Raw genomic sequence first — 25,628 nt, forward strand, 5'->3', positions numbered from 1 at the left:
TCTTCGGGGGACGGCTCTACCAGTGCCAGCCGCGCCCGGGGCGTCCCGCCGTCCAGAGACCGGTGGGCACGAAGCTCACGATGACGAGCATCCCCAGGTACAGCCCGAGCGCCTGGAATGACGGGTTGCCGAATCGCACGAGCAGCAGGGGGAGGGCGATGCTCCACGCCAGCGTCATCCATCGCGCGAGCGGGTGGGGGATGAGACGGAGGAGTCCCACGCCGAGACATGGGGTGAACAGGGGCTGAAGCCTGCTCGCGAACGAGCGGTCCTTCTCGAGTGCCCGGTGCAACTGCTCCATGTACCGCTGACGCTCGGCGAGCTGCTCGGCGTTTTCCTCCTGGTGGGCCTTCTGGAGGACCTTCACCTGCTCGCGGGTCTCGGCCTCGGCCTGCTCCCGGGCGCGCCAGCGCTCCTGGTCGTACGCGAGCTGCTCGGGTGTCTGGAGATCCGCGCCACAGGTGGTGCACTCCCGGGTGAAGCGCCCGTTCTCGGTCTGGCACCGCATGCAGCGCGGGAAGTGCTGCCCCTGCGCTTGCGTGTCATCGAGCGCGAGCGGCGTCTGCCCATGGAGCTTGAAGCGCTCGACGTGGGCCTCGGGCACGGCCACCGAGGAGGGCGCCTCGCCGCCGGGTCCCACGACGGACTCGAAGCGGCCACCGTCCTGCAAGCGCACCTGTCCCCCGGCGGGCGTCTTGTCGCCACGCGCGCGCTCGAGGTGCATGAAGCGGGAGAACTTGTTGGAGGACATCGCCTACTCCTTTCGCGAGCCGCTTTCGGGTGAGGAGGCCGGCCGGGTACGCCCTCGGGCCCACTCGCGCAGCCGGACGATGTCATCGCGCATCGTCACTGCGAGCGGGAAGGTCTCCTGGATGGCTCGGGTCATGTGGCGCTGCTCCAACTCCACGCCCTCGCCGAAGGCCTCGTAGAGCGCGGCGATGACGACCTGTTCGATTTCCGCGCCGCTGAAGTCCGTGGCCAGGAGGGCCAGTGCGTTCAGGTCATACGCGGCCGGGTCTCGCTTCCGCCGCTGCAGGTGGATGCGGAAGATGTCGCGGCGCTCGGCGAGCTCGGGCAGGTCGATGAAGAAGATCTCATCGAAGCGCCCCTTGCGCAGCAGCTCGGGCGGCAGGCCGTCGATCCGGTTGGCGGTGGCCACGACGAACACCGGGGCCGTCTTCTCCTGGAGCCACGTGAGCAGCGTGCCGAAGACGCGCGCGGTGACGCCGCCGTCCGTGTGGCCCGAGGAGGCCGTGCCGGACAGGCCCTTCTCGATTTCATCCACCCACAACACCACGGGGGCGATGCTCTCGGCGACGCGGATGGCCTTGCGGAGGTTCTCCTCGGAGGAGCCCACCAGCCCGCTGAAGATGCGCCCCATGTCGAGCCGCAGCAGGGGCAGGTTCCAGTGCGCGGCGATGGCCTTGGAGGTGAGGCTCTTGCCACAGCCCTGCACGCCGAGCAGCAGCAGGCCTCGTGGCTCGGGCAGGCCGAACTGGCGGGCGCGCTCGCCAAAGGCTGCGGTGCGCCGGGACAGCCACACCTTGAGGTTCGACAGGCCACCCACGTTCCCCAGGTCCTGCTCCGGCGGGTAGTACTCGAGCAGCCCGCTCTTGCGGATGACCTGGCGCTTCTCGTCCTGGACGCGGCGGATGTCCGAGGCGTTCAGCTTCCCGTCGTGGGCAATGGCCTTGGCGAAGGCGTTCTCCGCCTCCGACAGCGTGAGGCCCTGGGCCGCCTGGATGAGCTGCGCGGCGTCCTCGCGCGACAGCTCGATGGTGGCCTTGTTGCCCCGGCGCACCACCGCGACGATCTCCTTGAGCAGGTTGAGCAGCTCCTGGAAGCCGGGCAGCGGGACGTCGAGGACGGACACCTCCTTCTCCAACTCGGTGGGGATGGCGAGCGTGGGCGACAGGAGGATGACGGTGGTGAAGGTGCTCTTGAGGGAGTGGGCGAGCTCACGCAGGGCGCGAACCACCGACTTCTCCTCGAGGTAGGGATGGAAGTCCTTGAGCACCACGAGCGCGGGCTCGGAGAGCTTCTCGATGGCGGCGATGGCGTCGATCGGATTGCGCGTCTCCTCGGGGAGGGAGGGGCCGCGGTTGCCGCCCAGGTAGCGCAGTCCCCGGCTGATGGACCAGGTGAGGAGCACCTTGCCGTGGGCGCGGGCCATGTTCGCGAGGAGGGTGTCCACCCGATGCTCCTCCCACGAGACGAGGTAGAGCAGCGGGTAGCGGGCCCGGATGAGGATGTCGAGCTCCTCCAGCCACGGAGCGGAGGAGGGGGGGGACCCGGGACGGGGGAGCGCGGGGCTGGACGCCATGTCCTGGGTATACCAGCCCGGGAGCGCCTCGCGCACCAGGGGGGCGGGCGAGCCACTCGAGGGCCACCCCATCTACCTCGGGGGCAGTCGGGTGATGAAGCCAAACATGCCCGTCTGGTAGGTGTGGGGGTGCTCTTCAGGGAGGACCCCCATGTTCATCGCGGTGCTGTGCGTGTTGCTAGCGATGCTGCAGCCCTTCGTGCTGTCGGTGCTGGCCCGGAGCTCCACCCGGAAGGCGGACTATCTGCCGAACCCTCGCGAATACAACGAGACGCTCTCCGGCTGGCATCGGCGGGCCCACTTCGCCCAGCTCAACGCCTTCGAGGCCTTCCCGCCCTTCGCCGCCGCCGTCATCCTGGCGTGGCTGGCCGGCGTTCCCCCGGCTCGCATCAACGTGCTGGCGGTGCTGTTCGTCGTGTTCCGCCTCGCACATGCCGCCTTCTACCTCGCGGACAGGTCGAGCCTGCGCAGCCTGGTATGGAAGCTGGCGATGATGGCCGTGGTGGCGCTCTTCGTGCTCGCGCTGGTGCGCCTGGCCTGAAGCCGCGTCGATGGCGGCTACTTGAGCACCACCGGGTCCACCTCGGCGAGCAGCTTGGTGACGCGGGCCTCGTCGATGCGGGCGGTGAGGCGCTCCTGCTCGTGCTGGTCGCGCACCGTCTTGGACAGGCTGAAGGTGGAGCCGACGCTGAAGAGCAGCCCCATGCCCAGGAAGGCCTTCTGCCAGCCGTCGACGGGCAGGTGGTAGATGCCGAGCGCCGTCACGCCCACGGCCAGGATGAAGGACATCCATGACTGGATGACCCAGGCGCCACTGTGGGTCGGCTGCACGGCGGTGGTGTTGGGGCGGGACATGGTGGACCTCGTGGGGAGTCGCTTCGGTGGAAGCGCGTTGACGGGACACACCCTGCTCCTGTTCCTCGCAAACCGCATGGAACTAATGGCTCGGCCTTCGATAAGCTCCAGTTGATGATTCAGCTCCAGCGTCTCGAGGGCTTCTACTGGGTCGCGCGCTGCGAGGGCTACGCCCGGGCGGCCCGCGCCTTCCCGTACCCCATCACCCAACCCGGCGTGCACCAGCAGGTGAAGCGGCTGGAGTCCGAGCTGGGCGTGCGTCTCTTCGAGCGGGTGGGCAAGGACCGCGTGGTGCTCACGCCACAGGGCCGCGCGCTCTACGAGTACATGGCGCCCTTCTACGAGGGGCTGTCCGCGCTGGAGCGCTCGTTGCGCTCGGGGACGGTGGGAGGGCGGCTGCGCATCCACGCCTCGGGGCACACGCTGCGCCACCTGCTGCCCCCGTGGCTGCGGCGGTTGCAGGGACAGCGGCCCGACATCGAGGTGGCCCTCTTCGAGGCGAAGGTTCCCGCGGTGTCGCTCGTGCGCTCGGGCGAGACGGACCTGCTGGTGGACCACCTGCCCGAGGTGCCTCCGGACCTCGAGGCCCACCCGGTGGGGAAGACGCGCGCCTTCCTCGTCTTCCCCTCCAACCACCGGCTCGCGCGCAAGGGCCCGGTGAGCCCCGAGCCCTTCCGGGACGAGCCCTTCATCACCTACAGCTCGGACCCCCAGCTGAGGGACCTGCAGCTCGCGGCGCTCGCGCACTTCGGCGTGGTGCCGCGGCGGATGTACGCGGCGGACTCCTCCGAGACCATCCTCGGCTTCGTGGCGGCGGGGCTCGGCTATTCGCTGCTGGCCTCGTTGCAGCCTCGCGGGCCGAAGGTCCCCGGCGTGGTGGCGCAGCCCCTCTCCGAGCCGGCCCGAGAGTTTCCCATCTACGCCGCCTGGCGCAGGAGCAAGCAGCGCAACCCGCTCATCGATGCCCTGTTGGGACTCGCGCCGAAGCCGTGAGATTTCAATGGACGTGAAGGCGACTGGGACACCGCACGGTCTTCGTCCGCAGGAGTTTGCGACTGCAACGAGCATTGTGAGCGAACGATGGCGGAGCGGTGCCTCGAGCCCGCGCCCATGACGCGGCATGTCAGGCCCGGTTGTCAGACTGGGTCCATGCCCGTGGGACCGCGCGTCCCAGTCCCTGGAGGAAGTGCGTGAAGAAGATGTCGATATTGCTCGCCGCGTTGTTGCTGGCCCCGGCGCCCGCGCTCGCGGCCGACTACAAGTGTCATGGCAACCGGGTGGAGAAGAGCGGTAGCACCCAGTACACCGTGCGCACCTCGGGCGCGGATATCACCATCGAGAAGGGGGGCGGCACCCGGGGCCGGGCCGTCAAGCGGGGCGGCGGCCATGCCGTCGAGGTGGGCGGCAGCACCCAGGCCACCATCGAGAATGGCCGCATCTACAAGGGGGGCTCCACCTGGGCCACCGTGAGCGACGCCCAGCGCGTCTACGACTGCCCGGACATCGTGGCCGCCACGCTCTGGGTGCTCGCGCAGAAGGGGCAGCTCTGAGCGGCCCGGCACGCTTCCTCTCCCACCGGCCCGTCGTGGAAACCCACGGCGGGCCGTCGTGTTTTCGCGCTCACCGCCGACGCAGGCGGAAGCGCCGCGTGTGCGTGCCGGGCCCTGCGGCCTCCTGGGGCACGTGCTGGAAGTAGGGGAAGCGGAACTCCGCCCACAGCACCAGGTACGCCACGCCGAAGAGCGCCGTGGCCACCACCCAGTACCAGGAGATCGCGAAGGCGATGCTCACCAGCGCCGCCACCAGGCACGCCACTCCAATTCCCAGCGACACCTCCCGTCTCCGGGGGCTCTCCGACATGGCGAAGCCCATGGAGATGAGCGATATCGCCAGCAGCGGCCACGCCAGCCCGAATGCTTCCCGGGCATACAGGAGGGCAATCGACAGCAGGAACAATCCCAATCCGAACAGTCCCAACCCACCGTCCATGAGGTGCCTCCTCCTCCGAGTTTCCAAGTGGCAAGGGTTCAGCGCCTAACATCCGCATCCGTCCACCTCGAGGGGAACGCTCGGCATGTCGGGCGCCTGGCACGTCTGGTAGCCCTCCACTATGGTGGGGAGTGAACCTTTCATCCTCCCAGGAACTCACGGGCCTTGCCCCGGGTGCCTACCCTCGCGGCGATGAGGATGGGAGTCATTCGTCACGTCCTGCCGCTGCTCCTGCTGCTCACGTCCGCCGTGGGCTGCCACCGGGGTGTGCGCTTCGAGGACCAGGTGCTCAGCAAGCCCGGGGTGCGCTACCACGTGGGCGCGCTGCCGCCCGTCTGGGAGCGGGTGAAGCTCTCCAACAACGATCTCGCCTGGTACACCGAGGACACCGGCCATGCGCTGTCGGTGAACGCCAACTGCCAGGAGCACGAGGACGCTCCGTTGGATGTGCTCACCCGTCATCTCCTCATGGGCTTCACCGAGCGGTTGGAGGTGGAGCAGCGGAAGGTGGTGGTGGACGAGCGAGAGGCGTTGCGCTCACGCTACCGGGCCAAGTTGGATGGCGTACCCGTGGAACTGCTCTTCCTGGTGCTGAAGAAGGACCATTGCGTGTACGACTTCACCTACGTGGCGCCCCTGGGACGTTACGAAGATCGGGTCGAGGACTTCGAGGCGCTCGTGCGCGGCTTCCGCGCGGAGAGCGCGTCATGAGGACGGGCCTCGAGTTGCACCACCCGCCCCAGCGTCACGGCCGGCCGGTGGAGACGTCCACGGCGGGCGCCATCAACCCCGAGGGCGGCACCCTGCGCGAGCGCCTGACGGTGCGCATGGAGCGGCTGGGCTCGCTCGTGGTGATGACGGGCAAGGTGGCGATGCGCGCGGTGAGCCCGCCCTTCTCGCCCTCCGCGCTCGTCTACCAGGTGGAGGCGCTGGGCGTGCGCTCGCTGCCCATCGCCCTGCTGACGGCCACCTTCGCCGGCCTGGTCATCTCGCTGCAGTTCGGCTTCTTCCTGGGGCGCTTCGGCGTGCAGTACACCGTGGGCCGGGTGGTGGTGCTCACGCTCTTCCGCGAGCTGTCCCCGGTGCTCATCGCCCTCACCGTGGGGGCGCGCGTGGGCTCGGGCATCGCCGCCGAGCTGGGCTCCATGACGGTCACCGAGCAGGTGGACGCCATCCGCGCGCTCGGGGCGGATCCGCTGCGCAAGCTGGTGGTGCCCCGTGTGCTCGCCTGCCTCATCCTCATGCCCGCGCTCACCGTGCTGGCGGACGTCATCGGCATGGTGGCGGGCGCGCTCGTGGTGAATGCGCAGTACGGCATCACCTTCCAGTTGTTCTTCCAGGGGGCGCTGGACACCGTGTTCATGGGCGACTTCGTCTCGGGGGTCGTCAAGGGCTTCGTCTTCGGTGGCATCGTCGGCCTGGTGGGCTGCTTCAAGGGCCTCACCGTCGAGGGGGGCACCGAGGGCGTGGGCCGCGCCACCACCCAGACGGTGGCCATCACCTCCGTCTCGGTGTGTCTGGCCGACTTCTTCATCACGAAAATCACCCTCTACCTCTGAGATGCTCTTCCACCGACGCAAGCCCCGCCTGAAGTTCCAGCCGCCCCGGAAGGGCGAGGAGCTCATCCGCTTCGAGCACCTGCAGAAGTCCTTCGGACCCAAGCGCGTCTACGATGACCTGATGCTCTCCGTGTACGCGGGCGAGACGCTCACCGTGATTGGCGGCTCGGGCACCGGCAAGAGCGTGCTGCTCAAGTGTCTGATCGGCTTGCTGCGCCCGGACGCGGGACGCATCCTCTTCGAGGGGCAGGAGCTCAATGACTTCCGGGAAGAGGACTTCATCGACGTGCGCCGGCACGTGGCCATGGTCTTCCAGGGGGCGGCGTTGTTCGACTCGCTCACGGTGGGGGAGAACATCGCCTACCCGCTGCGCGAGCACTTCCCGCACATGTCTCCCGACGAGCTGCGGGCGCGGGTCGCCCAGAAGCTCGAGCTGGTGAACCTGCCCGGCATCGAGGACATGAAGCCGGCGGACCTGTCCGGCGGCATGAAGAAGCGCGTGGGTCTGGCGAGGGCCATCGCCACGGATCCGGAGGTCATCCTCTGGGACGAGCCCACCACGGGGTTGGATCCCGTCACGACCGAGACCATCAACCAGATGATTCGTTCCATGCAGAGACAACTCGGGTGCACGTCCATCGTGGTGACCCATGACATGATGAGTGCCTTCAGCGTGTCCGACCGGATCGCGATGCTGGCCAACCGGCGCATCGTCCAGGTGGGCACGCCGGAGGAGATGCGGGTCTCCACGGTGCCGGAGGTGCGGGCCTTCCTGGATGCGCGGCGCGGGGAATTCGAGTCGCAGGTGGGGGTGGCGCCATGAGTCTCTTTGGGAGCACGTCGAAGGAGCAGCGCATGGCGCTGCGGGTGGGCATCTTCGTGGCCGTGGCCATGGGCCTGGCGGGCCTCATCGTCTTCCTCATCGGGCAGGAGACGCGCTTCTTCGAGAGGGAGGTGAAGTACTACGCCTACTTCGAGAACGTGGAGGGACTGACCGAGGAGTCCCCGGTGTGGCTGGGCGGCCTGGAGGTGGGCCGGGTGGACGGGGTGAGTTTCCCGTCCAAGCCCGGGGAGCGGCGCCTGGAGGTCAAGCTGAGGCTGAGCGCGAAGCACGCGCAGCGGGTGCGGATGGACTCGGTGGCGCGGCTGGCCAGCCAGGGCGTGCTGGGTGACAAGGCGGTGGACATCACCTTGGGCTCGCTGGACGAGCCGCCGCTGGAGCCCGGGTCGGAGATTCCGAGCACATCCGGTGGGGACCTGTCCTCGCTGATGCGCAGCGCGTCGCAGGTGATGGAGGACACGGTGGCGCTGAGCCGCACCGCGCGCAAGGCGGTGGAGATGTACGCCGACCCGCAGATGGCCGAGGACGTGGCCGCCAGCATGCGCAGCCTGAAGATGTTGCTCCAGGAGGTGGAGAAGGGGGACGGCGCCCTGCACGCACTCATCTACGACAAGCAGACGGGCAAGGAGGTGCGGCAGCTGGTGGCCAATGCCTCGCGCACGGCGCTGCGGATGGAGAAGGCGGTGGGGCACGTGGAGGGGCTGCTCGACGAGGTGCAGAACGGCAACGGCACCGCGCACGCGCTCATCTACGGCCAGGAAGGCGCCAGGGCGCTGGGCGAGCTGGGGGCCGCGGCGGGTCAGCTCGCCTCGCTGCTCGAGGACGCGAAGAAGAACCCGGACGGCGCGGTGCACCAGTTGGTGTACGGCAACGCGGGCAACATGCTGGCGGACCTGGGGAGCGCCGCGGCGGACATCAAGCAGATCACCGCCATGGTGGCACGTGGCGAGGGCTCGCTGGGCGGCATCATCAAGGACCCGACGGTGTACGAGGATCTGCGCGAGGTCGTGGGCAACGTGAAGCGCAACCGCGTGCTGCGGGCGCTGGTGCGCTTCGCCATCGATAACAACGACAACGTGCAGTACGTGGGCCGGCCGCTGGAGTCGCCGAAGGAGGACGAGGGCGCGAGCGGAATCGGCGGCGCGGGAGACGACTCTTCAGAGCAGCCCAAGACCGAGGAGCCGAAGAAGAATCCCTGAAACCCACTCCACTCCACTCCTCCCTCTCCCTCTGGGAGAGGGTCGGGGTGAGGGTATCCGGGCCCTGGGCTCCTATCCGTGAGCGAGGAAGGAGACGAGCAGCGCGGTCACGGCCATGATGGCGATGACGGTGAGCGCCGCGGGACTGCCCCGGAACATGGAGCCGAAGTTCCCATCGGCTGCGTGTCCTCCCCGGGGCGTCCGCTCGACGACCGCCCGGTCGATGAGGAGCACGGTGAGGCTGGCCGCGAGCCACAAGCCGAAGGCGAGCCACGGCACGGAGGAAAACACGAAGCCGAGCACGACTCCCACGGCGGAGATGGCGTACGCGACGACGTAGGCCACGAGTGTCCGGGTGGTGAAGTAGGTGCTGGGGCGGCGGGTTCCGGTAACCATGGCGCGAGTTCCTCTCCCCCTCGTCGCGAAACGTGAGGCGTCACGGGGGGGCGGGCAATCCCACGGGGGATGAGAAGGCGCGCAAATGGGGGGGCCCGGGAGGCGTGGGCTCATTCGCCCTGTCGCCGTCCCCCATGCCCTGGTGACCGTGGCGCTTCCCGGAGCGGATGGAAACTGCCGCGGGGAGGGGGTGCCAGGGTAGAAGGTGCCGCCATGGACCTGGAACTGAAGGGCAGATCGGCTCTCGTCACTGGCGGCAGCCGGGGCATTGGCCGGGCCATCGTCACGGCGCTGGCTCGCGAGGGCGTGCGGGTGTGTCTGAGCGCGCGTGGGGCCGAGGGGCTGGAGGCGGTGGCGGCGGAGCTCCGCGCGTCCGGCGCCGAGGTGGCGACCGTGACGGGCGACGTGGCGACCCCCGAGGGCGCGGCGGCGGCGGTGGACACGGCGGTGCGGGCCTTCGGCGCGTTGGACATCCTCGTCAACAACGTGGGCGGCAGCGGCGGCGCGGGCTCCTTCGAGGTGGCCACGGCGGCGCAGTGGAAGGACGTGGTCGACCGCAACCTCATGGCCTCCGTGTGGTGCAGCCAGCACGCGGTGGAGCACATGAAGGCCCGGGGCGGCGGCTGTATCGTGCACATCAACTCCATCTACGGTCGCGAGTACGGCACCAGCGCGCCCTACACGGCGGCCAAGGCGGGCCTCACCGCGCTCACCAAGGAGATGGCGCTGGACCTGGCGCGCCACCGCATCCGCGTCAACGGGGTGGCCCCGGGCTCCATCCTCTTCCCCGGAGGCAGTTGGGACCGGCGGCGGCAGGCGCAGCCGGAGAAGGTGGAGAAGATGGTGCGCGAGGAGCTGCCCTGGGGCCGTTTCGGCACTCCCGAGGAGGTGGCCGACGTGGTCGTCTTCCTGTGTTCGGAGCGGGCCCGCTGGGTGACGGGGGCCACCGTGCCGGTGGATGGTGGACAGGGCCGTGCCTTCTGACTCGGGCGGGCGCGGGTCCGGCGTGTAGAGTGCTCACGTGCTGAAGCTCTACAAGAAGGAAGGCGACACCCTCCACTACTGGGAGGCGTGGGTGCACGAGGACACGCTCACCGTGCACTGGGGCGTCGTCGGCGAACAGGGCGAGGAGAAGGTGCAGCCCGTCCCCGCCGACGAGGATCCGGACATGGTCATCGCCCAGGCGGCCGAGCCACTGGTGGACCAGGGCTACGACGAGCCGGAGCCGGACGCGGTGACGCCGCTCGTCATCCAGTACCCGTTGCAGGGCAAGGGCACGGGGCACGACTTCGAGAAGCGCCACGCCGTGGAGGAACTGGCCACGGACGTGCTGGGCTGGACGGGCAACGGCGAGGTGGAGGGCGGGGAGACGCAGCCCGGGCGCATGAATGTCTTCTGCTGGGTGATGGATCCGGACATCGCCGTGCGCACCCTCACCGAGGCGCTCGAGGGCGAGGATCTGTTGGAGGGCGCCGTCATCGCCATCGTTCGCGAGGACGAGGCACCCCGGGTGCTCTGGCCCCAGAACTCCGGTCCCTTCCGCGTCTGAGCCCGGGTGGGGGCCGGGGCTACTCCCCGTTGCCTCGTCGGTAGATGGCCGGGCTGATGAGATGCTCGGTGAGGTTGAAGGCCGTGTTGATCAACCCCACGTGCGAGAACGCCTGTGGGAAGTTGCCCAGCTGGCGCTTCGCCATGGGATCGTACTCCTCGGCCAGCAGACCCACGTCATTGCGCAACTCCAGCAGGTGCTGGAAGAGACCCCTCGCCTCCTCCAGGCGGCCCTGCAGGACATAGTTGTCCGCGAGCCAGAACGAGCAGGCGAGGAAGGCTCCCTCGCCCGGTGGCAATCCATCCTCCGTCTCGTGGGTGTGGTAGCGCCGCACGAGGCCGTCCTTCATCAAATCCCGCTCGATGGCGCGCACCGTCCCCATCACCCTCGGGTCCGAGTGCGGCAGGAAGCCCACCATCGGCATCAGCAGCAGGCTCGCGTCCAGGTTCGGCGAGTCGTAGGACTGCACGAAGGCTCCTCGCCGCGAGTCCCAGGCCCGCTCGCAGAGCTCCGCGTGGATGGTGTCGCGGATGGCCCGCCAGCGCTCCACGGGTCCCTCCCTTCCCAGGTGCTCCACGGCCCGCACCGCGCGATCGAAGGCCACCCACGCCATCATCTTCGAGTGGGTGAAGTGCCGCCGAGGGCCTCGCATCTCCCACAGTCCTTCGTCCGGTAGTTTCCACCCGGACTCCAGGAAGTCCATCAGCGCCCGTGTCATGTTCCACGCGCGCAGGTCCCCGGGAATCCCGGCGCGGCGCGCCTGGTAGAGCGCGTCCGTCAGCTCACCGAAGACGTCGAGTTGGAACTGGGTGACGGCGGAGTTGCCCGTGCGCACCGGACGCGAGTGCTCGTACCCCGGCAGCCAGTCCAGGGGGAGCTCGGTGAGGCGGCGCTCGCCCGCGACGCCGTACATGATTTGAATCTTCGCGGGGTCTCCCGCCACGGAGCGCATCAGCCAGTCGCGCCAGGCCACGGCCTCCTCGCGGAAGCCGCTGAGCAGCAGGGCATACAGGGTGAAGGTGGCGTCCCGCAGCCAGCAGAAGCGGTAGTCCCAGTTGCGTATGCCTCCGAGCCGCTCGGGCAGCGACGTGGTGGCCGCCGCCACGATGCCGCCGGTCGGCGCGTAGGTGAGGGCCTTGAGGGCCATGAGCGAGGTCCGCACGGGCTCGCGCCAGGGGCCCTGGTAGGTGCAGTGGCCGAACCACTCCCGCCACCACGCCTCGGTGTCCGCCACGGCCGTCAGGGCGTCGAGGGGCGCGGGCGGCGGCTCGTTGGAGGGGTGCCAGCGCAGGACGAAGGGAATGCGCTGGCCCTCGGACACGGTGAAGTCCGCCACCGTGGTGAGGTGGTGGCCGTGCAGTCGGATGGGGGTGTAGAGGCTGAGCGCGTCCGGGCCCGCCACCGCCTGGAGCTCCGCGCCATTCTTCGTCACCCAGGGCACCACCGAGCCGTAATCGAAGCGGATGGTGAGCTCCGTCTCCAGCACGAGGCTGTCCTCGCGGTAGCGCCGCCGCACCCGGGACGGCGTGCCTCCCGCTGGCGCCAGCAGCCAGCGGCCGTGTTCCGGTTCCCCGAGCAGCGCCGCGAAGCACGCGCCCGAATCGAAGCGGGGCAGGCACAGCCAGTCGATGGAGCCCTCCCGGCTCACCAGGGCGGCCGTCTGCGTGTCTCCGATGAGTGCGTAATCCTCGATGGGCCGGGACATGACCCTCGCAAGGTGGGGAGCCGGGCACATGGGGGCAAGCGGGCGATCCGCGGTCGCTCGGCCGTTCCGTCCCTCGCCGGGGGCACGCGGGTTTCAGCATGCCTCGGGTGCGCCTCGTGCTGCCGTGCCGCTCGCATGGTGCACAGGTTGAGGGCAGGGAGGCACGAAGGGAATGGAGCTGGGAATGAGCGGGCTGGGCTGCATGGGAGCCGCCATGGTGCGCCAACTACTCAGGGCGGGGCATCGCTGCGGCATCGAGTACGGCCTCATGGCGGCCCATGCCGAGGGGCTCAACATCCTGCGCCACTCGGACGTGGGCCTGCACCGGCGCGACACCGACGCGGAGACGGCGCCGCTGCGCAACCCCGAGAAGTACCAGTACGAGTTCGACCTGCCCGAGGTGGCCGAGCCGTGGCGGCGTGGCAGCGTCATCGGCTCGTGGCTGTTGGACCTCACCGCCCAGGCCCTGCGCGGCAGTCCCGAGCTGCGCGAGTTCTCCGGCCAGGTCTCCGACTCCGGCGAGGGCCGGTGGACGCGGGCGGCGGCTATCGACGAGGCGGTGCCCGCTCCGGTACTCGCGAGCGCCCTCTTCGAGCGCTTCACCAGCCGGGGCGAGGGGGACTTCGCCGACAGGGTGCTGTCCGCCATGCGTTTCCAGTTCGGCGGCCACATGGAGAAGAAGGGAGGTGCGTGAGCCATGGCCGACGTACCCGTCTCGGATGCCCTCGTCTTCTTCGGCGCCACCGGAGACCTCGCGTACAAGCAGATATTTCCCGCGCTCCAGGCGTTGGTGTGCCGTGAGCGGTTGTCCGTCCCCATCATCGGTGTGGCCAAGGCGGGCTGGGGGTTGGAGCAGCTGCGCGAGCGGGCGCGCGACAGCCTCCAGGCCTATGGCGAGTACGACGCGGACGACTTCCAGCGTCTGTGTCAGTTGCTGCGCTACGTGGACGGGGACTACCGCGACCCGAGCACCTTCGACCGGGTCCGCGAAGCGCTCGGTGGTGCCTCGCGCCCGCTGCACTACCTGGCCATTCCGCCGAGCCTCTTCGGCATGGTGGTGGAGGGGTTGGCCCGGTCCAGTTGCCTGGCTGGGGCGCGGGTGGTGGTGGAGAAGCCCTTCGGGAGGGACCTGGCCTCGGCGCGCGCGCTCAACGAGACGCTGCACCGCGTGCTGCCCGAGTCCTCCATCTTCCGCATCGATCACTTCCTGGGGAAGGAGCCGGTGCAGAACCTGCTCTTCTTCCGCTTCGCCAATGTCTTCCTCGAGCCCATCTGGAACCGGCACCACGTGCGCAGCGTGCAGGTGACGCTGGCCGAGCGCTTCGGCGTCCAGGGACGCGGCGCCTTCTACGAGGAGGTCGGAGCCCTCCGCGATGTGTTGCAGAACCACCTGTTGCAGGTGGTGGGCCTGCTGACCATGGACGCGCCCTTCCGCGCGGAGCCGGAGCGCCTGCGCGACGAGAAGGCCCGTGTCTTCAAGGCCATGCGCTCGTTGGAGCCGGCCAGCGTGGTGCGCGGGCAGTTCCGCGGCTACCGGATGGAGCGCGGCGTGTCCCCCACCTCCCAGGTGGAGACGTTCGCCGCGGTGCGGCTGTTCATCGACTCGTGGCGGTGGGCGGAGGTGCCCTTCTACATCCGCACGGGCAAGCGCCTGCCCACCAACGCCACCGAGGTCTTCGTGGAGCTCGAGCACCCGCCCCACCCCATCTTCGAGGACGCTCCCCTGGCATCCCCCAACTTCGTGCGCTTCCGGCTCGGCCCCGACGTGCGCATCTCCATCGGCGCGCGCGCCAAGCGGCCCGGTGGCTCCATGACGGGCGAGGACGTGGAGTTGGTGGCCCTCCAGAACGCGGGCAGGACGATGAAGCCCTACGAGCGGCTGCTCGGGGATGCCTTGCGCGGCGACGTCTCGCTCTTCGCGCGTCAGGAGAGCGTCGAGGAGGCGTGGCGGGTGGTGGACCCCATCGTGGGCAGCGCCACGCCGCTTCATGAGTACGAGCCCGGAACCTGGGGCCCTCCCGAGGCCGATGCCCTCATCGCCCCCCATGGTGCCTGGCGCCCCGTGCAGGGTTCCCCGGAGGTGGAGCGCCCCCGGGAGGCTCATCCCGAGGAGCCCGGGGGCGGACTCGAGCCGGCCGCCATGCATTGACGCCAGGAGCCGTTCGCGCGGCCGTGCCGTGGGCGCTGGGCATCGTGGTGGGCGTGGAGATCCTCGGCCGCGACATCTCCATCATGGCGGGCGCGCTCATGGTCCGGAGCGTGATGCACCGGCGCGCCGACGTCTGAGACGGCGGGCCTCGTACGGTGGGCGCGGGGCGGAGCCGCCGGCCCCGCCCCCGGAGTCAGGAGTGATTACGGCTGCGCGTGGCAGTGCCGCGATCCGCCCGCGAGGTGCTCGTGTGAATGCCCGCCCGTGAGGCGGCAGGGCAGCAGTACACGGCTCGGCGTGGGCTGGATGACCGACACCCCATCGCCAATCTGCGAGGAGGTGTTGTCACCCCAGCTCCGCATGGAGCCATCCTCGCTCACCGCCACCGCGTGCACGGAACCCGCCGAAAGGGCCACGACATCCGAGAGGCCTTGCACCTGAATGGGCGTGGCATGGGTCCCGGTGGTCCCATCCCCGAGCTGGCCGCGGGCGTTGTTGCCCCAGGCCCACACGGTGCCCTCGCCGTGCAGCGCCAGCGAGTGGCTGGCGCCGGCCGAGACGCTCACCGTGTTCGCGGGGCCCAGCACGCGGACGGGAGCGAGCCGGCGATCCGTTCCCGTGCCGAGCTTGCCCGCGGCGTTGCTGCCCCAGGCCCAGAGCGTCCCATCCTCGCGCAGTGCCAGCGAGTGCTGGACGCTCGCCGACACGGCCACCACCTGCTCCATCCCGACGACCTGGACCGGGTAGTCCTGGGAGAGCGTCGTCCCATTGCCGAGCTGGCCGGAGGCGTTGCTGCCCCAGCCCCAGAGGGTCCCGTCCCGGCGCAGCGCCAGGGAGGATGCCGTCCAGGCGCTGGCCGTCACCCTCACCGCATCCGAGAGCCCCGGCACCTGGACGGGAGTGGTTCCGGGGAAATAGTAGTTCGTCTCCCCGCGCTTGCTCACGAGTCCCCAGGTCCACACGGAGCCGTCCTGGCGCGCCGCCACCGCGTGAAAGTAACCGGCCGAGATGGACACGACCCCCGTGAGTCCCGGAATCGGGGCGGGCTCTTCGCGCACGTCGGTGAACAGGTCGTCGACGCCGAGCTGGAGGTAGCGATTGGTGCCCCAGGCCCACACGGTGCCATCCGCGCGCAACGCCAGGGAATGCTCATCGTGTGTCGTGATGGCCACGACGCCGGTGAGCTCCGGCAACCGCACGGGCGTGGAGTAGGTCTCGTTCTGTCCATTGCTTAGCTGGCCCGAGGTGTTCATGCCCCAGACCCACACACCGCCGTCCTCGTCCACCGCCAGCGAGTGCTGGTGACCCGCCGCGACCCGCCGGGCCATGTCTCCATTTCTCATAGAGCGGCTTCGGGTCTCACCCGCCAGCGCCTGACCGCTCCACACCACCAGCCATACCGACAGGAGGAGTCTCATCACACCGACTCCGCCACGCGTTCGCGTTGCTCCCATCACACCCGTCTCTTTCTCGTCTGGGTTTTTCCTTACGGATGCCGGGCCGGGCTCCCCCTAGCAGGTGTCATGCCCATGTCTCGCTTTGGACCCGTGCTCCGGATTGCGCGCACTTGCGCTCCTCTCCACTGCTCACGACGTGACGAATCGCGCCAGGGGTGACGAATCCCGTCAGTGGATTGTCGCTTTCGCGGCACAGACATCGGGTGCCGGGTTGCGGCATGGCGTTCCGCACACCATGTCGGATGCGCGTCCGGTGTGCGATGAGCCGAGGGTTGCGCGTGCGTGTGGGTGAGAGTCCGGCTCTCGATTCTCGAGAAGGTTCATCCGTGTGTTGGTGCACGGATTTTCATCTCGGGAGGCGCTAAATCACGGGTGTGCGAACATCATGAGCGCAGGAGAGGGAGAGCGGGAGATGGGGAGTGTCCTGCGCATGTTCTCACGGGTCAGCAGCACCGGGAGTCCTGGCCTCGGGGAGACCGCGCGGCGGCGTTCCTCTGGCGTCACGGCCCCCACTGGAACGATCGCGCTCGTCGTCACGGACGTGCAGGGCTCCACGCGGCTGTGGGAGCGGTGCAGCGCCGGCATGCGGGTGGCGCTGGACATCCATGAGCAGGTGTTGCGCTCGCTGCTGCCGGAGCACGATGGCTACGAGGTGAAGACGCAGGGGGACTCCTTCATGGTGGCCTTCGCGTCGGCGGTGGATGCCGTGCGCTGGTGCCTGGAGGTGCAACGGGCGCTGATGCACGCGCCCTGGCCGGAGGAGCTCCTCGCCGAGTTGGACGCGGCGGAGGTGGAGGCTCCCGGCGGGCTGGTGCACCGCGGCCTGCGGGTGCGCATGGGCGTGCACCTGGGCGAGCCCGAGTGTCGCGTCGACGCGCGCACGGAGCGGGTGGACTACTTCGGCAGGATGGTGAACGTAACGGTACGCGTGGCAGCGGCGGGTCATGGCGGGCAGGTGCTGGTGAGCGGGCCGGCCTGGACGCAGGTCGAGGGGGCGATGGCGGCGTTGGGCCAGCCCGTGGTGCGTGCCCTGGGCGAGTTCCATCTCAAGGGCATCGACGAGGCCGTGTCGCTGGTGGAGGTGCTGCCCGCGGAGTTGGCGGAGCGGCGGTTCGAGGCGCTCCGGGTGCAGCGGGTGCGGCGGGGCCATGTCCCGGGCGAGACGGGAGAGCTCATCGGGCGGCAGGAGGAGCTGACGGCGCTGCGGCGCGGTTTCTCCGAGGGCGCGCGACTCGTCACCCTGCTGGGGCCCGGAGGCATGGGGAAGAGCCGGCTGGCCACGCGCTTCGGCAACCTGGAGATGGGGGCGTGCACGTGGGAGGGCGGGGTGTGGATGTGCGAGCTCACGGACGCGGCGACGGTGGGCGACATCTGCCACGCCGTCGGCCAGTCGCTGGGCGTCGCGCTCAACCGGGCCGGGGAGGACGGCGACCCCGCGGAGCGACTGGGGCGCGCCCTGGCCGGACGCGGTGACGTGCTGGTCATCCTCGACAACGTGGAGCACGTCATCCAGCACATGCCCGCCACGCTGGGCCGCTGGAGGGAGCTGGCGCCCCGGGCGCGCTTCCTCGTCACCTCGCGCGAGGCGCTGCTGCTCCCGGAGGAGCGGGTGGTCGACCTGGAGCCGCTGGAGGTGCCGGAGGAGGGCGAGACGCGCCCGGTGCGGCTGGAGTGTTGCGACGCGGTCCGCCTGTTCGTCCAGCGGGCTCGAGCGGTGCGGGGAAGCTTCGAGCTGGCGGCCGCGGAGGCGCCGCTGGTGGCGGACATCGTCCGCAAGCTGGATGGAATTCCCCTGGCCATCGAGCTCGCGGCGGCGCGCACCAACCTGCTGGGCGTGGGGCAGATTCAAGAGCGGCTGTCCCGCCGCTTCGATCTGCTGCGCGGAGGGCGGCGCGACGGCTCGGCGCGGCAGAGCACGCTGTGGGGCGCCATCGACTGGTCGTGGAACCTGCTGGAGCCCGCGGAGCGGGCGGCGCTCGCGCAGTGCTCGGTGTTCCGGGGCGGCTTCACCCTGGAAGCGGCCGAGTCGGTGCTCATGTTCCCTCCCGGCGGGCCGGACGTGATGGAGATCATCCAATCGCTGCGCTCGAAGTCGCTGCTGCGGGCCTACGCGCCCGAGGGGCTCCCCGGGGAGCTGCGGCTGGGCCTGTACGAGAGCATCCGGCAGTACGCGTCCTCGCGGCTGGCGGAGCGGGGCGAGGGCGCCATCCTGTCGGCGCGCCACGCGAGCTGCTACCTGGCGCTGGCCCGCCGGCTGAGCGCGCGGATGCGAGGCGAGGGGGGGGAGCTGGCCTTCCGCCGGCTCGCGCTGGAGCGGGAGAACCTGCTGGCGGCGTGTGACAACGCGCTGGCGGTGGTGCCCGCCACCGAGGGCTCCCTGGAGCGGGCCCTGGGCGCGCTGGTGGCGCTGGAGCCGGACGTGACGGCGCGGGGTCCCGTGGGCATCACCCTGCCGCGGTTGGACAAGGCGCTGGAGCTGTCATCCACCGTCGCGGTGGAGCCGCTGCTGCGGGCCGAGGCGCTCGCGGTGCGGGGCCGGACGCACCATGGCGCGGGCCATCTCTCCTCCGCCTGGAGGGACCTGGAGGCGGCCCGCTCCGCCTTCGGCGAGCTGGGCGCGGTGGACCGGGAGAAGCGCGTCCTGGTGGACCTGGGCATCGTGGCTCGTGACGAGGGAGACGTGGGCATGGCCTGGGAGTTGGTGCAGGAGGCGCAGGAGCTCCCCTCGGCGGGCGACCGGTGGCTGGACGCGTACGCGGTGGGGAACCTGGGGATCCTCGAGCTGGGGCGGCGCGGGGCCGGGGCGGCACTGCCCCACCTGCGCGCGGCGCTGGAGCTGTTCCGCGCCGTGGGAGACGTGGCCTTCGAGGTGGGCTTCCTCACCAACTACGCCCTGGCGATTGGCGAGAGTGGGAGCACGGCGGAAGCGGTGGTCCTGCTGGAGGAGGCCATGGAGAAGGCCTCGCGCGTGGGAGATCGCGCGGGACAGGCGCTGGCACGGGTGAACCTGGGCTGCTTCCTGCTGGACGCGGGCCGGGCCGCGGAGGCGCGCGAGCACCTGGAGGCCACCGTGCGCATGGGCCAGCAGCTCGGCATGCGCATCCTGGAGGGCGTCTCTCGCGGAGAGCTCGGCCGGGCCCTGGTGGCGCTCGGGGCGCGGGAGGCGGCGCGCACCTGCCTGGTGGAAGCCATCTCCCTGTTGGACAGGGTGTCGCGCTGGCACGCGCTGCGCTTCACCGCGCACCTGGCCTCGGTGCAGGCGGCGCTCGGAGAGCTCCCGGCCGCTCGGGAGGGGTTCGCGTCGTTGGAGGTGACGCCCGAGCTCATGGGCGACGCCGTCCTGCGCGAGCTCTCCTCGCTGCTGCGGGCCTCGCTGGACCTGGCCGAGGCCGCGAGGGCCACTCCGGGCGGCGAGGCGGAGCGGCGGGCGCTCGAGGAGGCGCGGCGGCGCGTGGAGCGGGCGCGGAGCGCTCCGGCGGAGGCTGCTTCGTCCGATCTGCGCGAGGCGCTCCGGGTGCTCGGCCGGCGCGTGCTCGGCGCTGGTGGGGACACCGCCCAGGCGTGAGCGGCTGCCCCCGCCGGCGGCTCAGGGTGACGCCATCTTCTTCCCCGCCTTGCCACGAGCGCGGAGGAACTCCCGCACGCCCGGCTGGTGGCGGCGATCCGCTTCGATGCACAGCCGGATGGACTCGAGGGCGCGGGAGAGGGAGCGCGGTCCTCCCTCGATGTTCGCCACGCGGGGCGTCAGCAGGGCCTCGGCCTCGGCGCGCCGATTCTCGTCGCACAGCTCTCCCACCATCTCGATGAGCCCGTTGAGCTCGTCGGAGCGCAGCTTGCCGGCGAGCTGGTCGAAGTGCTGCTTGTAGAAGTCCCACGCCAGGGCACGCGACTCGGGGGTGGAGAAGGCGGTGCGGAGGATGGCGCTCGTGTCGCGCACGTCGAACGCGTCTCCGGTCACCAGCGCGAGCGCCTCCTTCACGAGGGCCGGGTCGCGGAAGGCACCCAGCGTGGCGAGCAACCTGGAGCGCTCGTTGCGGTCCTTCGTCGCGCGGGCCTGGGCGAGCATCGTGTCGAAGAGGGCGCGGTCTCCGTTGCCCGCCGCCACACGCAGGGCCATCCAGACGGTCTCCGGGTTCACGGACTTGCGGTCCGCGAGCCACGCCCGGGCGAGCCGGTCCGCCTCCCGGCTCAGCGCCGCTTCCCCCTTCGAGGCGACGTAACCGACGAGCAGGTTGCGTACCTGCTTCACGTCATCGCTCTCGCCCGGCCTGGGGGTCCAGCCCAGGGCCCGCGCGCGGGGGCCGTAGAGCTCACGGAGCCACGCCAGGTAGCGCTGACGGTCTTCCTCGGGGAGCAACTCCCGGTGGATGCCGGTGACGAATCGGATGCCGCTCTGGACAACGAGGCGGTGGGGGTCCGCGGCGGTGGCGGGGACGAGCTTCAGGGCCTCGCCGAGCGGCAGATCCCCCCGGTCCACGGCGGCCTTCACGTCGGCCAGGAAGGCCAGCTGCTCCGCGGTCGTCAGCGTCCCCCGGGGAGCGGAGATCAGCCCGGCGAGCTGCTCGCGCGAGTAGCCCACGCGGTAGTAGCCCGTGCCGTCCGCGTTGAGGAGGAACCACGAGGGGCAGCCCGGGAGGGGCAGCTCCAGCTCACCCGTGGTTCCGGTGAGCAGCGTGCAGGCGCGCGTGACGTCCTTGCCCCTGCCGGCGCGTACGCATACGGGGATGCTCCACGTCCGCGCGGTGGAGCCACCGGAGCCCGCGGGGAGGTAGCGCTCCTGGGAGAGCTTCAGCCGCGGAGCCTTGCCCGCCTCGCACTGCGCGCTGGCGGAGACGCGGGGCACACCCGGCTGGTCGATGTAGCCGCGGAAGACGCGGGCCGCGTCGGGCCCGAGCGAAGCGCTCATCGTGGCGAGGAAGTCCTCCGAGGTGGCCACGCCCCAGGCGTGCTCGCGCACCCACGTGCGCAGCATGCCGCGGACGCCCTCCCGGCCGAGCCAGCCCTCGAGCATGGTGAGCAGCGCGGCGCCCTTGGCGTAGGTGGTGCCATTGTCGAAGGAGCCGATGATGTCGTCGTTGGTGGTGATGGGCTTGCGCACGGGCGGCGAGGTGGTGAGCGAGTCCGTCTCGAACGCGAACGCGGCGGAGTTGGAGCGGCCCTCCAGCTCGAAGAGCCAGCCCGGCTCGAGCCGGTCGGTGATCTTCTGGTCCAGCCACGAGGTGAGGGACTCGTTGAGCCAGATGTCGTCCCACCACTGGCAGGTGACGACGTCGCCGAACCAGTAGTGGCCCAGTTCGTGGATGGCGATGTTCGCGTAGGACTTGCGGCGCTGCGGCGTCTCCTCGCCCGGGGGGATGAGGGTGAGGGGCTGGCCGAGCGCGACGATGCCGGGGTGCTCCATGGTGCCCCAGAAGCGGGGGACCACCGCCACGTCGAGCTTCTCGTAGGGGTAGGTCTGGTCGAAGAAGTCCTCGAGCAGCGTGATGATGCGCGGGGTGACACGGGCCGCGTAGGCCGTCTCGGCGCCCCGGCCGCGAGGGACGATGAAGCGCAGCGGGACATGGGCGCGCCCGATGGGGCCGCCGTCCACGAGGTCGAAGGGGCCCACCACGAAGGCCACGAGGTAGCTCGGCATCGGGCGGCTCTCGGCGAAGGTGACGCGCTTGAGGCCCCCGGGCAGCGGCTCCTCGGAGACGACGGCGTGGTTGGCGAGCGCCACGTGCTCCTGCTTCACCGTGAAACGCAGGCGCCAGGGCACCTTGAAGCCCGGCTCGTCGAAGCAGGGGAAGGCGCGCCGCGCGTCGATGGGCTCGAAGAAGGTGTAGAGATAGGACTCGCCGCCCTCCTCCACGGCGTAGAGGCCCTGGCTGCGCTCGCGGTCCGCGCGTCCGATGAAGGCGAGGGTGAGCTGGGCCTGTCCGGCGCCGAGCGTCTCCGGGAGCAGCAGCCCGAGGCGGCCCTCCGTGGCGGTGACGGCCCGGGCCTCCAATGTGCGGCCTCCGGTGAGGACGCTTGCGTGGGTTATCTGGAGGTCCTGCGCGTGCAGCCACACCTGGTGCACGGGCTCACGCACGTCCACGTCGATGGTGACGATGCCGGCGTAGGTGGGCTCGGCGGGGAGGAGCGTCAGGTCCAGCGCGTAGCGCACCGGCCGCACGGAGTCGGGCAGGCGCAGTTGTGGGGGCTGGGGCTCGGGCCACGCGGGAGCGGTGGCCTCGGACGAGGGCGCCCCGGAGGCCGGTGGGGCCTCGGGCGCATGGGTACAGCGGAAGGAAACGAGTGCGACGAGAACGACGAGTAGCCAGCGCATGGTGCGCGAGGCTAGGAGGTTTGCGCCCGAGTGAAGAAGCCGTTTTTGGAGTCTCCTGCTCTACCCCTGAGCTACCTCCCCATGAAGCGAGTGGGGAGGACCGGACTCGAACCGGCGGCCTGAAGATTAAGTGGGCTTGTGTGGCCTCTTCGGCCGGACGCGAATGCTGTCAGAGAAAAATGAAACGCCCGAGTGGGGAAGCCGTCGAACTGCTCGATCCCAAATCGAGTGCCTTACCATTCGGCCACCCAGCGCATGGAGAGCGCCGGGGTTGGATTCGAACCAACAAAGTGAGCGTGTAGGGCCTCTTCGGACGGGCGCTTCAAAGCTTTTGCCTATGCCTGAAGGGACGCGGCGCTCCGGTCGGACCTGACACGCTATTTTCCGGGGGATTTCTCCGGCGCGGGCGCCTTGGGCTGCTTGGGCTGGCGGAACATGGCGCACGGGTCCTCCCGCTCCTCGGCGGGGGTGAACCAGACATAGTCATACGGGAGCTGCCCGGGACTATCGGGGGGCGCGTAATCGCGTGGCTCACGGGCCTCGGGGGAGACCTCGATGAAGGCCAGGCTGCGCACCGGGAGCTCGGGGGCACGTCGGACGAGCTGCGCGGGGACACCGCGGTCGGTGCGTGCGTGGCCGTTGCCCGTGATGAGCAGGGCGCCGTCTTCCGTGGCGGTGGTCAACAGGCGATCGGCCATCTGCGCGTCGCGCGCCCGCTGGGCGAGCACCATCGGCTCGAGCATGGACTCGGGCAGATGGCCGCAGTGGGACTCGTGCATCTCCGCGCGCATGGCGCGGGCGACGTCCTCCGGCAGGGGCGTCTCGAGCCCGAGCCGGGCGCGTGTTTCCGGAGACATGGCCTCGAGGCCCCGGGTGACGAGCTCCTTCACCTGGGCCAGCGGGAGGTTGGCGCCGATGATGCGCAGGCCGCGCTCGGTGCCCACGGCGAAGATGGGACGGTAGAGAGACCAGTCGGGCCAGCCGCTCTTTTCCCAATCAACGGCCTGGGCGATGGCATCCGGCTCCCGGGGCGAACGGGCGAGTGCCTCGTCGATGAGGGGTTGCTGCTCCACGTCGAGCATCTCGAAGGCGAGCACGGGCTCGCGGCCAGAGCCGGTGAGTGCTCGCACCAGCTCGGCCTGCAGGCGGTGGTGATCGGGGTTGTCGTGCTGCTCGCCGAGGAGCACGAAGCGGGCCCGGGAGAGCTCCGCCGCCAGCGCGGGCTCCTCTACCCAGCGGCCCTGCCGCGCGTCCCAGATTCTTCCCACCAGGGGATGGTCGCGGTGCAGCGTGCCGAGCCACTCTTCCGTCCTGGACCCGGGCGCGTTGCCACGATTCGCGGAGGAAGAGGCACAGCCACAGGCCAGGAGGAGGGCGAGGCAGAGTCGAGGGAAGGTGGGGGTACTCATCGTGGGAAGCAGTCAGCCACTTCCCTCGCGGAGGGGCCATGGTCCGGGGGCCGGGGCGCTCAGCGGAGAACACCCGGTCTCGCGTCGAAAGGCAGACGGGCCCGCCGGGCTCGCTCTTCGCCGACTTGTCCGACTGTCGGACAGGTGCGTGAAGAACGCGGCCGGGAGGTGTCTGTCTTCAACGGTTGTAGAGTGACGGGATGGAAAGCCTGAACGCGGTGACACTGACGGTGGAGCAGGCGCCCTCCGACGAGGAGCTCCGGGCCCTGACGCGGAGCCTGCTGGCGTACAACCACACGCATGTCCCGCAGGAGAACGCGCGGGCCCTGGCGGTCTTTCTCCGTACGGAGGAGGGGGCCCTGCTCGGAGGCGCCAGGGGCTACACCCACTGGGACTGGCTCTTCGTGAGTCACCTGTGGGTGGACGAGCGCCTGAGGGGAAGGGGTTGGGGCCAGCGCCTGATGGCGAGCATCGAGGAGGCGGCCGTGCGGCGGGGGTGCCACGCGGCGCACCTGGATACCTTCAGCTTCCAGGCCCTGGGCTTCTACGAGAAGCTCGGTTACGAGCGATTCGGGACACTGCCGGACTACCCGCGGGGTGAAAGTCGCTACTTCCTCTGGAAGCGCCTGGGGGGGTGAGTTACGTCCCTTCCCGCGATCAACCGAGAGAGAGGAAAAGCCGTGAGCGAGCGAGATCTGCTGATGATTCCCGGCCCGGTGGAGTTCGACCCGGAGGTGATGCGTGCGCTGGGCGCGAAGACGGCCAGCCACGTGGCCCCCGAGTTCATCTCCGTGTTCGGCCGGGCGCTGAAGAGGTTGCGCGAGGTGTGCCTGGCGCCGTCGGCGCAGCCCTTCGTGGTGTCCGGCAGCGGCACGCTGGCCATGGAGCTGGCGGTGGCCAACCTGGTGGAGCCGGGCGACCGCGCACTGGTGGTGAACACCGGGTATTTCAGTGACCGGATGGCCACACTGCTCGAGCGCCACGGCGCGGAGGTGTCGCAGGCGCGATGTGAGCCGGGCGAGGCGCCGGAAGTGGAGGCGGTGGAGCGGATGCTGGCGGATGGCCGCTTCAAGGTGATGACGGTCACCCACGTGGATACGAGCACCGGAGTATTGGCGCCAGTGGAGGCGCTGGTACGAGCGGCGAACCGGCACGGGGTGCTGTCGGTGGTGGACGGGGTGTGTGCCACCGCGGGGGAGACCTTCCACCAGGACGCGTGGGGCGCGGACGTGTACCTCACCGCGAGCCAGAAGGCGATTGGCGTGCCGCCGGGCCTGGCGCTGCTCACGGTGAGCCCGCGTGCGATGGCCGCGTGGCGGGCCCGCCGGACTCCGGTGCGCTCGTTGTACGCGGACTTCAGCGAGTGGCTCCCCATCATGGAGGCGTACGAGGCCGGCCGCGCCGCCTACTTCGCCACGCCGCCCGTCAACCTGGTGTGCGCGCTGGACGTGAGCCTGGGGCAGATCCTGCGCGAGGGAATGGAGGCGCGCTTCGCCCGTCATCGCCGCATGGCCCAGGCCTTCCGCGCCGGGTGGCGGGCGCTGGGGCTGCGGACGCTGCCCGTGTCCGAGTCGGTGACCGCGCACACGCTCAGCGCGCTGTACTTCCCGGAGGGCGTGGACACCACGGTGCTCGGCCGGGTGCGTGAGCAGGGCGTGGTGCTCGCCGGGGGACTGCATCCGCAGCTCAAGACGCGCTACTTCCGCGTGGGGCACATGAACGTGGTGAGCCCGGGAGATGTGCTGGCCACGGTGGGCGCGGTGGAGCGGGCGCTCGCGGCCGCGGGGCACCGGGCGGAGCCGGGTGTCGGCGTGGCGGCCGCGCAGGCGGAGCTGGTCTCGGCGAAGTGAGGCGAGCCGGCGCGGAGCCGAGGAAGGTGAGGGGAGA

At 70.2% G+C, this 25,628-nt stretch carries 23 protein-coding genes and 1 tRNA gene; 14 read left to right on the top strand and 10 right to left on the bottom strand.

Going from position 1 to position 25,628, the window contains the following annotated elements; translation table 11 throughout:
• Positions 1-16: 16 nt before the first annotated feature.
• Together JQX13_RS17120 and JQX13_RS17125 are read right to left on the bottom strand one after the other, a co-directional pair.
• Positions 17-751 carry a hypothetical protein gene (locus tag JQX13_RS17120; RefSeq protein WP_203410069.1) on the bottom strand — a complete coding sequence of 245 codons (735 nt, stop codon included), beginning with the start codon at positions 749-751 and terminating at the stop codon, positions 17-19.
• 3 nt (positions 752-754) lie between these two features.
• Positions 755-2,395 (bottom strand): AAA family ATPase, encoded by a 1,641-nt coding sequence (locus JQX13_RS17125; RefSeq protein ID WP_239014795.1) that lies wholly within the window; start codon positions 2,393-2,395, stop codon positions 755-757.
• A gap of 79 nt (positions 2,396-2,474) precedes the next feature.
• Between JQX13_RS17125 and JQX13_RS17130 the strand changes: the two genes are divergently transcribed.
• Positions 2,475-2,864, top strand: coding sequence for an MAPEG family protein (locus JQX13_RS17130; protein ID WP_203410070.1), 390 nt, complete (start codon positions 2,475-2,477; stop codon positions 2,862-2,864).
• 17 nt (positions 2,865-2,881) lie between these two features.
• Here the strand turns inward: JQX13_RS17130 and JQX13_RS17135 are convergent, their stop codons facing one another.
• Positions 2,882-3,178: a YiaA/YiaB family inner membrane protein gene (locus tag JQX13_RS17135; protein WP_203410071.1), complete on the bottom strand. Its 297-nt coding sequence runs from the start codon at positions 3,176-3,178 to the stop codon at positions 2,882-2,884.
• 114 nt (positions 3,179-3,292) lie between these two features.
• On the opposite strand from JQX13_RS17135, the gene JQX13_RS17140 reads away from it, so the two are divergent.
• Entirely contained in the window at positions 3,293-4,171 is an 879-nt protein-coding gene (locus tag JQX13_RS17140) for a LysR family transcriptional regulator (protein WP_203410072.1), read from the top strand.
• A 197-nt stretch (positions 4,172-4,368) separates the two neighbouring features.
• Positions 4,369-4,728 (top strand): hypothetical protein, encoded by a 360-nt coding sequence (locus JQX13_RS17145; protein WP_203410073.1) that lies wholly within the window; start codon positions 4,369-4,371, stop codon positions 4,726-4,728.
• A gap of 70 nt (positions 4,729-4,798) precedes the next feature.
• Here the strand turns inward: JQX13_RS17145 and JQX13_RS17150 are convergent, their stop codons facing one another.
• A complete protein-coding gene (locus JQX13_RS17150) occupies positions 4,799-5,167 on the bottom strand; it encodes a hypothetical protein (RefSeq protein WP_203410074.1) in 369 nt (122 codons plus the stop codon).
• A gap of 198 nt (positions 5,168-5,365) precedes the next feature.
• On the opposite strand from JQX13_RS17150, the gene JQX13_RS17155 reads away from it, so the two are divergent.
• The 4 genes from JQX13_RS17155 (at position 5,366) to JQX13_RS17170 (ending at position 8,766) form a co-directional block, all read left to right on the top strand.
• A complete protein-coding gene (locus tag JQX13_RS17155) occupies positions 5,366-5,878 on the top strand; it encodes a hypothetical protein (protein WP_239014796.1) in 513 nt (170 codons plus the stop codon).
• Positions 5,879-5,994: 116 nt separating this feature from the next.
• Positions 5,995-6,726 (top strand): MlaE family ABC transporter permease, encoded by a 732-nt coding sequence (locus JQX13_RS17160; protein ID WP_239015309.1) that lies wholly within the window; start codon positions 5,995-5,997, stop codon positions 6,724-6,726.
• Between the two features lies 1 nt (position 6,727).
• Complete coding sequence (locus JQX13_RS17165) at positions 6,728-7,549, top strand: ABC transporter ATP-binding protein (RefSeq protein WP_203410076.1); 822 nt, start codon at positions 6,728-6,730, stop codon at positions 7,547-7,549.
• Positions 7,546-8,766: an MlaD family protein gene (locus JQX13_RS17170; RefSeq protein ID WP_203410077.1), complete on the top strand. Its 1,221-nt coding sequence runs from the start codon at positions 7,546-7,548 to the stop codon at positions 8,764-8,766. The genes JQX13_RS17165 and JQX13_RS17170 overlap by 4 nt, the downstream gene beginning before the upstream one ends.
• A gap of 72 nt (positions 8,767-8,838) precedes the next feature.
• On the opposite strand, the gene JQX13_RS17175 is transcribed toward JQX13_RS17170, so the two are convergent.
• Positions 8,839-9,162 carry a hypothetical protein gene (locus JQX13_RS17175; RefSeq protein WP_203410078.1) on the bottom strand — a complete coding sequence of 108 codons (324 nt, stop codon included), beginning with the start codon at positions 9,160-9,162 and terminating at the stop codon, positions 8,839-8,841.
• Between the two features lie 213 nt (positions 9,163-9,375).
• On the opposite strand from JQX13_RS17175, the gene JQX13_RS17180 reads away from it, so the two are divergent.
• Both JQX13_RS17180 and JQX13_RS17185 read left to right on the top strand, forming a co-directional pair.
• On the top strand, positions 9,376-10,146 hold the full coding sequence (locus tag JQX13_RS17180; RefSeq protein WP_203410079.1) for an SDR family NAD(P)-dependent oxidoreductase: 771 nt from the start codon (positions 9,376-9,378) through the stop codon (positions 10,144-10,146).
• Positions 10,147-10,183: 37 nt separating this feature from the next.
• A complete protein-coding gene (locus JQX13_RS17185; protein WP_203410080.1) occupies positions 10,184-10,711 on the top strand; it encodes a hypothetical protein in 528 nt (175 codons plus the stop codon).
• Between the two features lie 19 nt (positions 10,712-10,730).
• Here the strand turns inward: JQX13_RS17185 and JQX13_RS17190 are convergent, their stop codons facing one another.
• Positions 10,731-12,416: a glycoside hydrolase family 15 protein gene (locus JQX13_RS17190; RefSeq protein WP_203410081.1), complete on the bottom strand. Its 1,686-nt coding sequence runs from the start codon at positions 12,414-12,416 to the stop codon at positions 10,731-10,733.
• Positions 12,417-12,588: 172 nt separating this feature from the next.
• On the opposite strand from JQX13_RS17190, the gene JQX13_RS17195 reads away from it, so the two are divergent.
• Together JQX13_RS17195 and zwf are read left to right on the top strand one after the other, a co-directional pair.
• Positions 12,589-13,110, top strand: coding sequence for a hypothetical protein (locus JQX13_RS17195; protein ID WP_239014797.1), 522 nt, complete (start codon positions 12,589-12,591; stop codon positions 13,108-13,110).
• Positions 13,111-13,113: 3 nt separating this feature from the next.
• The gene (gene zwf, locus JQX13_RS17200) at positions 13,114-14,565 is read left to right on the top strand and encodes a glucose-6-phosphate dehydrogenase (RefSeq protein WP_203410082.1); all 1,452 of its coding nucleotides are present in this window, start codon (positions 13,114-13,116) and stop codon (positions 14,563-14,565) included.
• Between the two features lie 203 nt (positions 14,566-14,768).
• Here the strand turns inward: zwf and JQX13_RS17205 are convergent, their stop codons facing one another.
• A complete protein-coding gene (locus tag JQX13_RS17205; RefSeq protein ID WP_203410083.1) occupies positions 14,769-15,893 on the bottom strand; it encodes an RCC1 domain-containing protein in 1,125 nt (374 codons plus the stop codon).
• 514 nt (positions 15,894-16,407) lie between these two features.
• Here JQX13_RS17205 and JQX13_RS17210 point away from each other — a divergent pair.
• A complete protein-coding gene (locus JQX13_RS17210; protein ID WP_239014798.1) occupies positions 16,408-19,587 on the top strand; it encodes an ATP-binding protein in 3,180 nt (1,059 codons plus the stop codon).
• Positions 19,588-19,608: 21 nt separating this feature from the next.
• Here JQX13_RS17210 and JQX13_RS17215 read toward each other — a convergent pair whose 3' ends face one another.
• The 3 genes from JQX13_RS17215 to JQX13_RS17225 form a co-directional block, all read right to left on the bottom strand.
• The gene (locus JQX13_RS17215; protein ID WP_203410084.1) at positions 19,609-22,332 is read right to left on the bottom strand and encodes a M1 family metallopeptidase; all 2,724 of its coding nucleotides are present in this window, start codon (positions 22,330-22,332) and stop codon (positions 19,609-19,611) included.
• A 91-nt stretch (positions 22,333-22,423) separates the two neighbouring features.
• Positions 22,424-22,582: transfer RNA gene (locus JQX13_RS17220), tRNA-Pro, on the bottom strand.
• Positions 22,583-22,709: 127 nt separating this feature from the next.
• Positions 22,710-23,600, bottom strand: coding sequence for a ChaN family lipoprotein (locus JQX13_RS17225; protein ID WP_239014799.1), 891 nt, complete (start codon positions 23,598-23,600; stop codon positions 22,710-22,712).
• Between the two features lie 341 nt (positions 23,601-23,941).
• On the opposite strand from JQX13_RS17225, the gene JQX13_RS17230 reads away from it, so the two are divergent.
• Complete coding sequence (locus tag JQX13_RS17230; protein WP_203410086.1) at positions 23,942-24,379, top strand: GNAT family N-acetyltransferase; 438 nt, start codon at positions 23,942-23,944, stop codon at positions 24,377-24,379.
• A 63-nt stretch (positions 24,380-24,442) separates the two neighbouring features.
• Positions 24,443-25,591 (top strand): pyridoxal-phosphate-dependent aminotransferase family protein, encoded by a 1,149-nt coding sequence (locus tag JQX13_RS17235; protein WP_203412060.1) that lies wholly within the window; start codon positions 24,443-24,445, stop codon positions 25,589-25,591.
• The last annotated feature ends 37 nt before the right edge of the window (positions 25,592-25,628 follow it).

It is taken from the genome of Archangium violaceum (assembly GCF_016859125.1).
In the GTDB taxonomy this organism is placed as follows: Bacteria; Myxococcota; Myxococcia; order Myxococcales; family Myxococcaceae; genus Archangium; species Archangium violaceum_A.